Annotated in this window: 11 protein-coding genes and 5 tRNA genes; 6 read left to right on the top strand and 10 right to left on the bottom strand. The window is 60.7% G+C overall.

From position 1 onward, the window contains the following. The first annotated feature begins 373 nt into the window (after positions 1-373). Together VMH22_02555 and VMH22_02550 are read left to right on the top strand one after the other, a co-directional pair. Positions 374-2,134, top strand: a complete 1,761-nt coding sequence (locus VMH22_02555; protein ID HTW90567.1) for a hypothetical protein — start codon at positions 374-376, stop codon at positions 2,132-2,134. Between the two features lie 213 nt (positions 2,135-2,347). After that, positions 2,348-4,093, top strand: coding sequence for a kelch repeat-containing protein (locus tag VMH22_02550; GenBank protein ID HTW90566.1), 1,746 nt, complete (start codon positions 2,348-2,350; stop codon positions 4,091-4,093). A 52-nt stretch (positions 4,094-4,145) separates the two neighbouring features. On the opposite strand, the gene VMH22_02545 is transcribed toward VMH22_02550, so the two are convergent. From VMH22_02545 to VMH22_02520, 6 genes are all read right to left on the bottom strand, one after another. Further along, positions 4,146-4,218, bottom strand: a tRNA-Asn gene (locus VMH22_02545). 45 nt (positions 4,219-4,263) lie between these two features. Next, positions 4,264-7,143, bottom strand: coding sequence for a S8 family serine peptidase (locus VMH22_02540; GenBank protein ID HTW90565.1), 2,880 nt, complete (start codon positions 7,141-7,143; stop codon positions 4,264-4,266). A 4-nt stretch (positions 7,144-7,147) separates the two neighbouring features. Further along, entirely contained in the window at positions 7,148-7,453 is a 306-nt protein-coding gene (locus tag VMH22_02535; GenBank protein ID HTW90564.1) for a hypothetical protein, read from the bottom strand. Between the two features lie 38 nt (positions 7,454-7,491). Then, positions 7,492-7,565, bottom strand: a tRNA-Lys gene (locus VMH22_02530). Positions 7,566-7,626: 61 nt separating this feature from the next. Next, a tRNA-Arg gene (locus VMH22_02525) sits at positions 7,627-7,700 on the bottom strand. Positions 7,701-7,786: 86 nt separating this feature from the next. Then, positions 7,787-7,860: transfer RNA gene (locus VMH22_02520), tRNA-His, on the bottom strand. Between the two features lie 174 nt (positions 7,861-8,034). Here VMH22_02520 and VMH22_02515 point away from each other — a divergent pair. The 4 genes from VMH22_02515 to VMH22_02500 all read left to right on the top strand — a co-directional run bounded on the left by VMH22_02515 (position 8,035) and on the right by VMH22_02500 (position 10,452). Beyond that, positions 8,035-8,997, top strand: coding sequence for an NAD-dependent epimerase/dehydratase family protein (locus VMH22_02515; protein ID HTW90563.1), 963 nt, complete (start codon positions 8,035-8,037; stop codon positions 8,995-8,997). 48 nt (positions 8,998-9,045) lie between these two features. Beyond that, positions 9,046-9,525: a hypothetical protein gene (locus tag VMH22_02510; GenBank protein ID HTW90562.1), complete on the top strand. Its 480-nt coding sequence runs from the start codon at positions 9,046-9,048 to the stop codon at positions 9,523-9,525. A 72-nt stretch (positions 9,526-9,597) separates the two neighbouring features. Then, positions 9,598-10,290 (top strand): HD domain-containing protein, encoded by a 693-nt coding sequence (locus tag VMH22_02505; protein HTW90561.1) that lies wholly within the window; start codon positions 9,598-9,600, stop codon positions 10,288-10,290. Positions 10,291-10,357: 67 nt separating this feature from the next. Next, a tRNA-Sec gene (locus VMH22_02500) sits at positions 10,358-10,452 on the top strand. A 38-nt stretch (positions 10,453-10,490) separates the two neighbouring features. Here VMH22_02500 and tsaB read toward each other — a convergent pair. Genes tsaB through VMH22_02480 form a run of 4 tightly spaced genes read right to left on the bottom strand, consistent with a single transcriptional unit; the run spans position 10,491 to position 14,381 of the window. Further along, positions 10,491-11,201 carry a tRNA (adenosine(37)-N6)-threonylcarbamoyltransferase complex dimerization subunit type 1 TsaB gene (tsaB, locus tag VMH22_02495; protein ID HTW90560.1) on the bottom strand — a complete coding sequence of 237 codons (711 nt, stop codon included), beginning with the start codon at positions 11,199-11,201 and terminating at the stop codon, positions 10,491-10,493. A gap of 7 nt (positions 11,202-11,208) precedes the next feature. After that, a complete protein-coding gene (locus VMH22_02490; GenBank protein HTW90559.1) occupies positions 11,209-11,940 on the bottom strand; it encodes a type III pantothenate kinase in 732 nt (243 codons plus the stop codon). Then, positions 11,937-12,692 carry a biotin--[acetyl-CoA-carboxylase] ligase gene (locus VMH22_02485; protein ID HTW90558.1) on the bottom strand — a complete coding sequence of 252 codons (756 nt, stop codon included), beginning with the start codon at positions 12,690-12,692 and terminating at the stop codon, positions 11,937-11,939. Before VMH22_02485 ends, VMH22_02490 begins: the two co-directional genes overlap by 4 nt. Positions 12,693-12,707: 15 nt before the next feature. Further along, positions 12,708-14,381 carry a VCBS repeat-containing protein gene (locus VMH22_02480; GenBank protein HTW90557.1) on the bottom strand — a complete coding sequence of 558 codons (1,674 nt, stop codon included), beginning with the start codon at positions 14,379-14,381 and terminating at the stop codon, positions 12,708-12,710. Positions 14,382-14,476: the final 95 nt, after the last annotated feature.

The raw sequence follows: 14,476 nt of genomic DNA, 5'->3' as shown, positions 1-14,476 counted from the left end.
ATGCACGGAAGCCTACGGGAAGTCGTCTCCGGACTCAGCACCGTCGACGCGATCCAACGCCGGATGACAGCTTACGTCCGTCTGCATGCACCTTTCACCTGCAATAGCCCCGATTTTCAACAGCATTGATGCCACGCTCCCTCTATGCTACATATTCGGGGTTGAGATCATGAGCAAGAGAACCGATGGTTCTCCGATAGTCAACAACCTTGGCCGGAGGCTTGGGAGCCATGCCCGACGCTGACATGGCACCGGTCGTTCCTGATGCCGTGTGCTTGACATACTGAGCTCGAAAGCTAGACTGACCGTGTTAGAGATGCATGATTTCACATTCCCAACGTACTCAAGTAGTCACCAAACGAAGGAGTTACATGTGAGAGTAGGTTCTACGATCTTGAGCCTGATGCTTGTCGCCGGGCTCTCCTTGGCGGCGCAGACCGTTGCCCTGAACGCGCCGTCCAATACCGGCGCCTTCAGTCCTACGCTTCGCCAGTCTGAGGTTTTCGACGGCCTCAGGTCTTCACTGTCCATTGACCTGCACGGCGACACGCGACTCGGGGATTATCTTCCCTCGTCGACATGGGAGTCGATCCCGAAGCCGCCGGATTCGGTCGATCGCCTGGCACATGCCATCGTCTATGACCCATCCAACGACAAGATCTACATGATTGGCGGCAACCCCGCCGGCAACACCGGCACATATCTGACTCTCTGTCAGGAGTTTGACCCGCATGCTGACACTTGGGCCACAAAGGCCCCGATGCCGACTGCGCGAGGTTGGATCAATGCCTGTTACTGCAGGGACAAGATCTACGTGATTGGTGGCCACGACAACTCAAGCGCGGCCATCGCCACTAATGAGTGTTTCGACCCGGTCGCGAACTCCTGGAGCACGAATGCCGCTCGGCCTCGCATTGGTCTTGCTGACCAGGAGGTCGTGTGGCGCGACTCTCTAATCTACGTAATGGGTGGTAGCGATGGAACGTCGGGTTTTGCCTACGTTGACATCTACGACGTGGCCACCGATTCATGGAAGACCGGCACGGCCCTCCCACTGGTGTCCTCCATGGGTAGCGCCGCGATAGTCGGCGATACTATCTTCATGGTCCAAGGCCTTTCAGTTTACCCCAACTGCTGGCCCAACCTTTACCGGGGCGTCATCAATGACTCTGACCCGACCAAGATCACTTGGACAGCGGGTCCGACTCCAACCGAAGTCGTCTTCAACGGCGCGACTGCCGCGATGAACGGCAACGTGTACTGGCTGGGCGGCTTCGTCAGTGCGACGAGCGTGACCAACCATCTCTGGAAGTACAGCACGTCAACGGAGAGCATTACCGCAGTCACACCCAACTACCCCGCGGCCCTGGCCCGCTGCAACTTCATGGTCGCCCGCCCGTCGACCGAGGAGCTCTATGTGATGGCAGGTGACGAGTACGGTGACTGGTACACGCCGAACGAGCTCTACTACCGCATATCATTCGCCCCGCCGGTGTCACACGACGTCAAGCTGTCCGGAATGATCGCGCCACAGGCCAGCATGAATCATGGTTCGGTCAAGCCCATCGGCGTAGTCAAGAATCTGGGCCTCAACCCCGAGTCGAGCATTCCGGTGACTTGCTGGATTGACTCAGCCGGGACCCGAGTCTACTCCGCGGTCGATACGTTAGCCGGGCCGGTTGCTTCCGGCGCTTCCGCTAACGACACATTCCCCACCAGTTGGACCAGCGGTCCTTCGGGAGCACACTACACGGTAACGATGTTCACTGCGCTCAGCAACGACTCGAATCAGGCCAACGACACCATGTGGCGGAGCGTGACAATAACCGGCCCCGGCGTACAGGAATCAACAAAGCCGACGTTCATCCTGTATGGAGCAAGCCCGAGCCTCATCCGTGGCCAGTCGCGCATCAGCTATTCCGTGAGCGGACCCGGCTACGTAAGTCTTGGTGTGTATGATGCGACCGGCAGGCTCGTTCGGATGCTTGTGAATAGCGAGGTCGCGCCGGGTGAGCGAAGCGCCGTCTGGAATCGTGCCGACAACTCAGGCCGTACAGTTGCGAAAGGCACCTACTTCTATCGTCTCACCGTTGGCGGCAGGTCGGTGTCGAGCAAGGCGGTCGTGATCAACTAGACGGACGCGTCTCTTAAGCAGAACCGGCCCTCGGGCCGGTTCTGCTTACGTGGGGCGCCGGGATCTGGTTCCGCCTGCGTGGATCCGAGTCAAGGGCTATGTTCGCTTGACTTGCCGGACGCGAGCGGTAGACTGACGCAACGTAGAACCATCAGGGATGTACGATACTGCATCCCGTCTACTCAGGCGGTCCAGAGAACCGAGGAGGAAAATGTGAGAATCATTGCTACGATACTGAGCCTGGTGATTATCGTCGGGCTCTCCTTAGCGACGCAGACCGCGGCCGTAGGCGTGTCGTTGGGTACCTGCCGTCCCGGCACTCTGACGCGTCCAGCACTGGTCGCGGCCAGCGACCGCGCTCCGGCCAGCAGCAACCTATCGGACGGCGTACCGAGCTCGGACCATGCCAACTCCGGGCCAAGCATGGCCGCAGTCCTGGACCTGGTGTGGGTGGATTCGACGGCAGCTCCGTCACCAGGGCGGTACTGGTGCCCGGGCTCGGGTGTCTACCGAGACACGATCTGGTTCCTTGGCGGCAGAATGTCGGCGCAGGCGGCGACGCGGTCGATGACTGCCTATGACATCGTCAACGATCAATGGATCACAACCGGTCTCCCATCGCTGACGACCCCGAGACGCACCGGCGGCGGCGGCCTGATCGGCAACAAGATTTACGTCGCCGGCGGAAAGGACTCGTCGAGCAACATCCTGAACACCTGTGAAGCGTTTGACCTGGACGCCAAGACCTTTGCCGCGAAGGCGAACATGCCGGCGGCGTACTGGGCAGTCGCCAGCGCCGTGGCCGGGAACAAGCTGTACATAATCGGGAATGAAGGTTCGACCGGCTCGACCTACGAATACAACCCGGCCGTTGATTCATGGTACACGAAAGCGACGCTTTCGGTCGGTCGGGGGTGGGCGTGCGCCGCGGGTGCGAACGGACTCGTCTACGTGATGGGCGGGTCAGATGCGAGCGGTACGGCCATGAGTGACTGCTGGTGCTTCGACCCCACCGCGAACTCGTGGACCCAGAAGGCGGCTATGCCCGGCGCGCGCACTTATTCGACTGCGACCGCATATGGCGACAGCGTCATATACGTTATCGGTGGCTCGGCTGACGGCACGACCGCTGCCGACAGCCTGGTCTACACCTACCACATTACGGCAAACGCGTGGACCACGGCGGCGTCGAGGCCGACGTCAAGCGGGTGGCACATGACGAACGTAGACCACGGTGTCGTCTATGTCGCCTACGGCTCCGACTGCCAGGCCCCGACTTACCTCACCGAACTCAACGTAGCATCATGGGTGCCGCCTTTGTCCCACGATGTGACATTGACCGCGATTAGCGAGCCGCCAGCCAACATGAACCGGGGCTCGGTCAAGCCGGCCGGAACCGTCAGGAACGTCGGCCTCAATGCCGAGTCAAACATCCCCATGACCTGCTGGATTGACTCGTCAGGCACCAGAGTTTACTCTGCGACCGAAACGGTGCCTGGCCCTCTTGCGCCCTACGCTTCCGTCAAGCACACCTTCGTTACCTCGTGGACCAGCGGCCCCTCGGGCGCGCAATACACGGTAACGATGTTTACCGCGCTCAGCAACGACTCGAACCGCGCCAATGATACCATGCGGGCCAACGTTACGATAACCGGCCCCGGCGTACAGGAATCAACGAAACCGACATTCATCTTGTACGGAGCAAGCCCGAGCCTCGTCCGCGGACAAGCGCGCATCAGCTATGCGGTTGCTGGCCCCGGCCACGTGACTCTGGGCGTGTACGATGCTGCCGGGATGCTGGCTAGGACACTCGTGAATGGTCAGGTCGCGCCGGGTGACCGGATCGCAGTCTGGGATCGCACTAACAATGCGGGCCGGACGGTCGCGAAGGGCACCTATTTCTACCGCCTGACCGCGGATGGCAGGTCGGTGTCGAGCAAGGCAGTCGTGATCAACTAGTCGGAACGCGTCTCTAAAGCAGAACCGGCCTCGCGGCCGGTTCTGCTCTAAGCTCCAGCGACAGGACTCGAACCTGTGACCCTCCGGTTAACAGCCGGATGCTCTACCAGTTGAGCTACGCTGGAATTGGGCTAGGTGGTATGTTATCCCTGTTCGCCGCTAAGTCAAGGCTAACGGACGAGCGCGAACTTCGCGACCCCGCGGCCGAACGTAGTCTCCAGCACTGCCAGGTACAGGCCTGCGGCGGCAGGCTTGCCCGCCTGGTTCTTTCCGTCCCAAAATGAGCCGATCTGCTCAAGTGTGGCGACATCGCCTTTCTCACCGTACCTTCCCGGACGAGTCATGACAGCCGTGTTCAGCGTGATGGTGTCGACCAGAACACCCGACGCGGAGAAGATGCGGATCCGGGCCTCCGTTGCGGGTCGAGTGAGGTCGAGTTCGAAGTAGACCTTTGGCTGAGACGCCGGCACAAATGGATTGGGAAAGACCGTGCCGATCTGGTCGTTAGGGACGTCAGCTATGCTCTCAGGCGGGAAGAGCCTGTATGCCGAATCGACGCGCGGAACTCCGTATCCGAAGGTATCGCTCTTCGCCGAGGCCAGGTGCGTGGCGGTGGCAAACAGCACCGCTTTGACTGAGTCGGCGGTCCATCGGGGATGGGCTTCCTTGAGCAGAGCGCATGCGCCGGCAATCAGCGCCGTGGCGCAGGAGGTACCGGCGGCGCCTTCGAGATAGTCTTCGGAGTCGACCGAGACGACCGCTACCGTATCAGAAAGCGCGACGAGATCGGGTTTGACTCTGCCGTCTGAGGTCGGCCCGGTGCCCGTGCCTCGCCAGGGAAGCAGATTCTTCTCAATTCCACCCGCGGTAATCACGCCGTCGGCATCGCCGGGTGCGGTTATGAACGGTACCGGCCAAGGATAGTCGGTCGAATCGATGGTGCGGTTCCCCATGGCCGTGACGATGAGCAGGCCGCGTTTCGCAGCAATCGAGGCGGCAATCGAAATCGGGGCAGTCTTGCCATCGAACTGATTGTCTGCGTACCAACCGCGGTATCCAAGTGACGTTGAGATGACGTCCGCGCCCATCCGGTCGGCCCACTCCAGTGCCTGGACGTAGGCGTCTTCTTCCATGGTATACTCGTAGAGACGGCCGCTGCTGACCTTGTACAGCTCGGTCTTGGCTAGAAGCAACTGAACGCCCGGGGCAACGCCGATTACGCCACCCTGCTGGAACCCCGTGATGAGCGAGGCCATTTGCGTGCCGTGGTAGGGCTGTTCCTTCGAGAACTTGGCTGTATCTCCGGCCTGCCAGACCGCGCTGTCGTCACCGTTCTTGAACCAGAGCACCAGCGGGCCTCCCTCGGCCTGAGTCAAGGTCGGAGTCGAGTTGAAGCCGGTCGTATCAATCAGTGTTGTTCCTGACCAGTTCGCGCCGAAATCGGATGACTTGGTCCGGTACAGTAATCCCCCGGTCTCGTAGATGACCGTCACCGACGAGTCCGTGTCACTGACGGCGTCAAAGCTCCCAATTGAAAACACGGAGTCGGCCACGGTTCCACCGGTGGTCCAATGCAGACCGTTGTCGCTGGAAAGTAACGTTGCCAGTCGAGCGAATGGGTTGCCCGACTGGTCTTCATACATAAGCAGGCTCCGCTGGCCGGTTCTCAGCAATCTCGTACCGGCGGCACTTGCCGTAACCAGGTCGGCCAGCTTCGAGAAGCTCCTGCCACCATCGGTGGACCGATACTGGGACACACGCCCACTCTTCAAGCCGGTAGCGAAGATGTCGACATCGCCGGTCGCACCGACCTCCAGTTGAAGCCCGGCCAGCACTTCTCCGGCTCCGAACGTCGTAGTTTGCATCGAATCCGGTTCCGGCTGCACAACCAACGCCCTCTGGAGCACGACGTAGGAATCGGACCTGACGTACGCGACGTAGAGAGTATCCGACCCCACCGTCGCAACCGGATACCGGCCGGAATCGACCAGCACGGGCGTTCCGTGCCAGTTGGTGCCAATAAAGTAGCCGAGATAGACGCGCGTGACCGAGGGACTGGGCGCGGCAGCGTTCAGGTCGTTGTAGGCAAGATAGGTGACCTGGCCACGGCCGGCCATGGTCAGGTTCTCAAAGGTCGTGTTGAAGGGCGCGGACGTGACGATCGCTGAAGGCTTGCTCCAGGTAACTCCGCCGTCGATCGAGAAGTCGGCAAAAAGCGCCCGGCTCGGCGGATTGTAGCCGTAGGCGAAGCTGTCAGAGCAGAAGGCTGCAACCAGCGTATCCCGGGAGCCCGATTGGGCGTGAACCGTGCTCATGGTCAACCCGCGGGCGAACCCGAGAAAACGGACACTGTCGACCGCGGCAGGCTGCCACGAGCTAGTGGCACGGGCGACGTAGCAGTTGTCTCCGGATATGAAATCATGCTGCTTATAGATGTGGGCGTGAGCTATCGCTCGGTTGGTGAGCTTGATACCGGTATCGAACAGCGCCAGTTTCACATTCGAGCCGAAGTAGCCGCGGAAGAACAGGTCCGGTACGCCCATCAATTGAGCCTGGTCGTAGGATGGTCCGTAGAAACGACGGGCATCGGCGGTGTCGGTCGACCGGTACTTGCTTGTGCTCGAGACTCGCCCAAGTGGAAAGGGGCCGGCGTCGGTAGTGGTCCGTGAAATGACCGGCTTGATGTCGTAGACGAAGGGCAGGGCATAGACCTGTTGCGCAAGATCAGGCGTCATGTCGAAGCTGGCCGCGTCCAGCCAATTGGAGACCGTGCGCAGGCGGCCACCCAGGTTTTCAATCTCGCGGATGTAGTACTCGCGTACCGGGATGTCGTTGAAGTCGGGTCGCGCATGCGCGCCGGCAGGGGACTGCCCAGCGGCGGAGCGGGAAACGGCACTGAGGGCCGCGTCATACTGGGTCTCGTTGTAGACGCCCTTGTCGGTGAAGAAGACCCAGACTTGTTGCGATTCGATGGTCGGTGAGACTGCCTTGGTGGCGACACGAACGTAAGAAGCGCCCACTGCTATGAGCAGACAGATGATAGCTGGCATACTTTTAGCCTTTGCCGATTCCCGACAGTGCCCCGGCCAGCCCCAGTGCCATGAACACGGAAAGGAAGACGATCACCAGGACGGTATTGATGATGCCGAGGATTAGGCACACCCTGCCTACCTTCTTGCCGCCGGCGGAGAGGCTGCCCGCCAGGAACAGTGCGCCGAAGACAATCCCTACGATTGGGTAGATGGCGGAGAATATGTAGAGGAAGGTGACCTGGCTAACGTACAAGATGTCCACAAGAGACTGCCACCGTGCCGTCAGTCGCGGGTCAATGTCAAACTGCCTCGGCGTTGCTTCATCCATCGAGGAACCTTCCTGTTTGAGTCGGGACAAAAGACAAGTACCCCGCGCAAGAATTGAACTTGCAACCCACGGATTAAGAATCCGTTGCTCTGCCAGGTTGAGCTAGCGGGGCACACATCTCACGCCAGGCCACGCCCCAAGCTCTCATGACGTGCCTGGAATACAATTGTCACCGCGCCCGGCGCGACTCGAACGCGCAACCTACGGGTTCGAAGCCCGGCGCTCTGTCCAGTTGAGCTACGGGCGCACGCGCTGGCTCGCCTTAAGTTCCGGCTGCAGTTTAGCAGATTCCAGCGCGAGTGCAATCGTTGCCTGCGTGCCGGATGCATCAAGGGTGAGTGATGGGAATCGAACCCACAACATCCTGAGCCACAGTCAGGTACTCTGACCAATTGAGCTACACTCACCATTGTTCCCGACTGGCCCAGTATAGCTGTGGACTCGCCGATGTCCAGACCGACAGGCGGCAGCGACGGCTCTGATTTGGCTCTGATTTGACTTTGTCGTCCTCGACGCTATATTGGCAACCCGACGAAAGCCGCAAAGAGCACAAAGGAGTTTCCTGCATGAAGACCAAAGAGATGAAGCGCATCCTCGTGACCGGCGCGGTCGGCCAGATCGGCTCGGAGTTGACGCTTGAACTGCGCAAGAAATACGGTGCGGATAACGTGGTGGCGACCGGACGCAAGACCCCGCCTTCGGACGCCCTGAAGAACTCCGGCCCTTTCTACTTCATCGACGTCAACAAACGTGAGACCGTCGCCGAGGTTGTGAAGAAGCACAACATCGACACTATCTACCACATGGCTGCCGTCCTCTCCGTGGCCGGCGAACAGAACCCGCAAATGGCGTGGTACGTGAACATGGAAGGTCTGTATACGGTACTGGAGGTGGCGCGCGAATTCAGCATGGCTCGGGTAATCGTCCCCAGCTCAATCGCCGCATTCGGTCCGGAAACCCCCAGAGACCGGACACCCAATGACACAATTCTCAAACCGAGGACAATGTACGGCGTAACCAAGGTTGCGGGTGAACTGCTCGGCGACTACTACTTCCGCAAGTACGGGCTTGACTGCCGCGGGCTCCGCTACCCGGGCATAATATCGCACGAGACGTTGCCGGGTGGCGGGACGACCGACTACGCAGTCGCGATTTACTATGAGGCCGTAAAGAACAAGCGCTACACCTGCTTCGTGCGCGAAGATACCCGTTTGCCGATGATGTACATGCCGGACTGCATCAAGTCGACCATTGATTTGGCTGAGGCCGATGGGGAGAAGCTGAAGCACCACTGCGACTTCAACGTCGGTGCCATGAGTTTTTCGGCAGGCGAGCTGGCGGCAGCCATCAAAAAGCACATTCCGGAGTTCACGTGCACGTACCAGCCGGATTTCCGGCAGCAGATTGCCGATTCCTGGCCGATGTCACTCGATGACACCGCGGCTCGGGAGGAGTGGGGCTGGAGGCCCGCCTACGACCTGGAGGCCATGACGCGCGACATGCTTGACGTTCTTGGCCGTCGGCACAGTGAAGGAAAGCTGTGAGTGGGTGCTGCTTGACAGAGAGCTCCAAACGCCTAGAATGATACGAGAGTGCTGTACCATTATAAACGAGACCTGAGCCGAGTCCTCGATGGCGGTCGCATCTTCTACGGAGAGGGTCGAGGCGAGACCGGAACATGCCTGCACATCCCCCTGACGAACCACGTCGCTGGTGGCGCCCAAGGTGAAGACCACGCGCTGGTGATACAGTTATGTAATAACCTGATTGAGTATTTGATGTACAAGCGCCCGGTCAAAGGACCGGAGGTCTGGGACTATGACGGCGACAAGGCAGGAGAGATGTATTCCGTCTGTGGCGACAACCCAACTACCAGCGGCGTCGTCGTTTTCGACAAGAACTACGAGGGCGGCTCAAAACTCTGGATTGTACTCGACAAGACCTTCGGCGCCAACGAGATAGCCGTCGGCTGGAAGAACGGCATGGTCGGTGACGAGTTTCTGCTGAAGGACTACATGGAGTACCTCAAGCAGGCGTTGGTTGCCGGCGATCTTGCGCCCGACAAGGTCTGAGCCAGAATCTCGGAATCACCCGCTCCGTGCTTTGTCAGGCACTGCGGGTGATTTCACGTTCAAGCGTCCGAGTTGGATGTCATCCCTGACGTGACCGGACAGGCCGTGCTGAATTTCAAGGACATAGTAAAGGACCCGGAGGTGGTTGTGCTCGTGGCTGAGGCCGATCAGCAGCTCGCGGTACTCGGTTACACGGAGCACGGTCCCCGGCACGCGCGTCTTGTCGCCAAGAACGCGCGCGCGATACTGGTGGCGCTCGGGGCCGATGGGCGGTCAGCCGAACTCGCCGCGGTTGCCGGCTACCTCCACGACATCGGCAACGTGGTCAACCGTGAATGGCATGAGCGGACCAGCGCTCTGCTGGCGAGGGACATTCTCCTCCGGCGCGGCATGGACTACCGGGAAGTCGCACAGATCATGGTGGCGGTCGGGAACCACGACGAGAAGAGCGGCAACCCCGTATCGGATGTTTCCGCCGCGCTGATACTGGCGGACAAGGCCGATGTGCATAAGAGCCGCGTGCGCAACCCGGCGTTCGTCAAGTTCGACATCCACGACCGCGTAAACTATGCGGCGAAACATTCTGCCCTGACCGTCCGCAGCGATGAGCGCAGCATAACATTCAACCTCACCGTCGACACTAGTGTCTCATCAGTGATGGAGTATTTCGAGATCTTCCTCTCACGAATGATCATCTCCCGTCGGGCCGCGGCTTTCCTCAAGTGCCGGTTCGAACTGGTGATAAACGGCGCGCGGCTGGTGTAGTCCGCGGCTGGTCCTGGTTGGTTTGACAGAACGGTGAGGTTTGAGTATCGTGGGGGCAGCAATTGACGGAGGTGTATGGGCGCTGGTGTGCCTGGCGGACTTCAAATCCGTATGGTCTGCGACAAGTGGACCGGTAGGTTCGATTCCTACACGCCTCCGCCATTTTCCAGCAGGCGGCGCCTCCGCGGCCGAAGCGAAGGCTAGCGGCCGGGACTGAGTTTCTTTTCCCGGATCAACTCGGCGTCGGTGCGGCGCAGATAGACCGGTTCGATTGCCGTCGCGTCATCGGCCAACCCCTTCCGGATACGCTCCCCGGCTTCCAGCGCAATCACTCCCGGCGATGGATACTCAATGCCAGCCAATCTGACGTGAACACCGCCGGCCTCAAGCAGCTCCGCGCATATGCCCGCGCCGTTCCCGGCGACGACAAGGTCGGAATCTCCCGTTCGCTTCGAACTCAACTCCGCGACGAGCTGTTCTGCGCTCCGTAGTGACGGAGGAATTGCCGGCTGGCCCCGCAGATACAGTGCCGCATAGAATTGGTGCTTGCGGGCATCAATCAGCGACAGTACCTCTTCCGAGCCCGGTCGAGCCGTGCGGGCCAGCGCCCAGAGTGAACTGACACCCGCGGTTGGAACCCGGAGCGCCACCGCGAGACCCTTGGCCGTACTCGTGCCGACCCGCAGGGACGTGAACATGCCGGGGCCCGTGTCAACGCCGACTCCGGACAGCTCTCTCACGTCGGTTGCAGTACTCTTGAACAACCGGTCAAGCAGCGGCAGCAGCACTTCGTTGTGACCGCAACCTGAACCTTCTGTCAATTCCGCCAGCACCTTGCCGCCTGAAGCCAGCGCAACGCCGGTCGCGGTGCCGCTGGTTTCGATGCCAAGGACCAGGCTCTTCTGCATCATGACTTACTCAGGTACCACGGTTGAGATACCAGATTCCAGCCAACCCTTCGCTGGCCAGGTTTGGTCTGATAGTTCCGATCCGCGTCGTGTAGCGCCGAGCGACAGCGGCCGCGCCTCCGGTCGATACGACCAGGAAAGAGCGCTTGAGGTCGCGCTCTGCGCGGTCGATGATGTTCTCTACGCCACCGACGAAGAGAGCGCCGACGCCGGCCTGAACCGCAGCTCTTGTATTGTGTTGAACCGGGTTGGTGCTTCTGCCCGGCGTCAGACTGGGGAGTCCGGCAGTACCGGCGGCCAGGGCATCGAGACTCATGCGTATGCCGGGCAATATCGCACCTCCGGCAAACGTGCCTTCACGCATCACCACGTTTACCGTCGTCGCGGTGCCGAAGTCGAAGACAATCAGATCCTGGCGCGGAAAGCGGCCGTGCGCTCCGACACATGCACACACGCGGTCGGCACCAAGCTGGTCCCGGCGGTAGTGGAACGTAAGCCCGGTCCTGGTTCTTGAGCCGACGACAAACGGTTCCATTCCGGTTGCCGCGCGCAGGTTGCTCCAGACGCGTCGCGTCACTGATGGCACGACGGATGCCAGCGCCACCCCGGATACCGGGCCGGTCCTCGGCAGCAGGCCCCGGCGCACCGCCGACGTCGGCATGACGAGCATGCGTGCGACACGACTGCCGCGGAACCAGACGAACCGCGTGTTGGAATTACCGACCAGACTAGTGAGAATCATCTAACCCGGCGCGCGTCCCCGGCCCCGATCACTACCAGCCTTCCAGAATCGGTTCGCAGCACTATTCTGCCGTCGGAATCGAGGTCAATCACGGTTCCGACGTGCTTGCGCAAGAGGGTCTGGATTTCCACGCGGCGGTGCATGACAGATGAGCGTTCCTTGATCTCTGCCAGCAGCTGAGCTGACTCGCCCTTGCGTGCCCGCTCAAGACCTGCGAACAACTCGCGGAGAAAACCCTCAAGCAGGATGAACCTGTCCCACTGGCAGTTCGTGTTCATCCTCAGGGACGCGGCGTCCGGCAGGTCAGGCGGGAACGATTCCTGATTGACGTTCAGTCCGACGCCGATTGCGATCACGTTCCGCCTGCGTTCGCACAGGACGCCGGCCAGCTTCTGCTCCCGGTAAATAAGGTCGTTGGGCCAGCGTAGATGTGCAGCCAGTCCCGACTCCACCGCGACGGCGCGGGTCAGCGCCAGCCCGGCCAGTTGCGGCAGGAACGGGGGAGTAGCGAAGTCGGGCGCGCCGGTGAAGAGGCGTACCGATGCAGTAAGACTTGAGTCGTCCGAGAACCATTGTCTTCTGAACCGGCCCTTGCCCTTGTTCTGCCGGCTGGCCACGACGACCGCGGTGACGTGCTCGTCCGGCAGCGCCAGCGCGTAGTCATTGGTCGAGCCGACCTCGTCCAGCAAGTGCAGGCTGCCATAGCTCGCAAGCCTGGAGAGTTGTTCTCCGGACACTCTTGTGGCTGCCACCTACTACTCAGGGCCTCAGCGCTGTGAAACCCGGACGAGTTTCAGTGTCGGGCCGGCCGGGCCTGGCTTCGCGAAGTAGACGCCGGGTTCGACCGGCCTGCCTTTGCTGTCCCGGCCATCCCACGACCACACGCCTTCACGGTCACTGAGGACACATCGGATGCGTCCTGCCGCGTCGCACACTGTCACCATGCTGCCGGATGTGGGCGACGTTCCGATAGCCGCAATCCTCATGATACCTGAAGCGGGGTTGGGCCATGCTTTGAATCGCGAGGCGGCAAGCGGCGTCGGCTGGTTTGCGACTCCGCCCGACGCTGTATTCAGGAACACGTAGTTGCCGTGGGTCTGGTCCCAGTTCGTCACTGCAAGGTCGGGGTAGTTCGAGAAGCGGTAGAAGCAGACAACATTGGCTGAGCCCGAGGGCGGTGCCGAGGCGATGCTGACATAGCCAAGCAGCGGGTCTGAACAGAACCCGGCCGCAGGTAAGCGCACGGCGCCGACGCTGACGCTATCGATGAACTGGATGGGACGGCGATGCAGATTGAACAGCTTCCGCTGCCCGTCACCGTCGAATGATTCTGCGACCGAGGCGAGGTGTCGGTTAGTCACGTCGCCCCATGCCTCTGCCTCACACACGAGATCGCTGTGGTTCGCGGGCGCCCAAGACCATGTCGGCGTCGTGTCCAGCTCCCCGGCGTGATTCTCAAACACGACCGCCGGTTCCCACCAGCCGCCGCCCGTTAGGTCGAGGTACTGGTCGCCGTTCACGTCGGCCCACGCCACGCAGGATGAATACGTGTTCGCCCGGAGCATCGTGAACGAAGCAATGGTGTCGAGCGTGCCGGAGTTGTTGTGGAACACCTTGATGCAGTTCGAGTCACCGATTTGGCCATTGCAGGCCACGGCAAGGTCGGGATAACCATCATTGTCGTAGTCGGCCAGGGCAAGACGCAGGACCCAGCCGACGCCGCTGTGAGCCACCCAGGTGGGAGTCTGGCTCAGCGTGCCCGCGTTGTTCCGGTACATGGAAACCTTGCCGTGCTGACCCACGAAAAGGTCAAGGTCGCCGTCGTTGTCGATATCGCAGAACCGAACCGCGTCGGATGGAGTACCATCGTGCGCGGTCCAGAACGGCAGCGTGTCGAAAGTCGTGCCGTTGTTGTGGTAGATACGGACCGAGTCGGTCTCGCTCGTGTAGGCGTCGCCGGCGCTGATGGCAAGGTCCAGCCGTCCGTCGAGGTCAACGTCACCCAGACAGCAGTCGAAAGAAGAGTGCTTGTCATGTGCCTTCCACCACGGTGCAGGTCCCAGGGTGCCGCCATCGTTGCGATAGATGCGAGCAGTCAATTCCCCGGTGTCGCTCTTACCCAGGAAGGCGACCGCGAGGTCCGGCAGACCGTCATTGTTCACGTCTCCCACGTAGCAGTGCCCGAAGTAGCCGCTATCGGCAGAGCGCCAGGATGCGACTGCCTCAATCGTCCCGTGGTTGTTCATGTATACGCCGTTGTGGTCCACAGCCTCGTCGTTGCCGTTCGATGTGATGAAGTCAATCCACCCGTCCCCGTTCAGGTCCGCAAACGCGCCACCGGTTGAATAGTCATTGTCGCTGGATGTCCACGACGGCGAAGAGGGGAGAGGAACTGCGGCAAACAAGGGCAGAGGTATGAATACTGAAATGGCCAGAAGCACAACGAAAGTCTGTGCAGGGGGCAAAATGCAAGACGCAAGGTGCGGCCCCACAGAGGTCCGTCGTCCACCATCTTGAATCTTGCTTCTTGCCACCT

It is taken from the genome of bacterium (assembly GCA_035505375.1).
Taxonomy (GTDB): domain Bacteria; phylum Hydrothermota; class Tepidihabitantia; order Tepidihabitantales; family Tepidihabitantaceae; genus UBA2258.
Note: the sequence above shows the minus strand (reverse complement) of the source record. Positions and strands in the feature narration are given on the sequence as shown.

What these genes read in the sequence shown, in the direction of transcription:
- VMH22_02540 (HTW90565.1), bottom strand. Translation starts at nt 7,143, where the DNA reads ATGCCAGCTATCATCTGTCTGCTCATAGCAGTGGGCGCTTCTTACGTT.
- VMH22_02535 (HTW90564.1), bottom strand. Translation starts at nt 7,453, where the DNA reads ATGGATGAAGCAACGCCGAGGCAGTTTGACATTGACCCGCGACTGACG.
- VMH22_02515 (HTW90563.1), top strand. Translation starts at nt 8,035, where the DNA reads ATGAAGCGCATCCTCGTGACCGGCGCGGTCGGCCAGATCGGCTCGGAG.
- tsaB (HTW90560.1), bottom strand. Translation starts at nt 11,201, where the DNA reads ATGATGCAGAAGAGCCTGGTCCTTGGCATCGAAACCAGCGGCACCGCG.
- VMH22_02490 (HTW90559.1), bottom strand. Translation starts at nt 11,940, where the DNA reads ATGATTCTCACTAGTCTGGTCGGTAATTCCAACACGCGGTTCGTCTGG.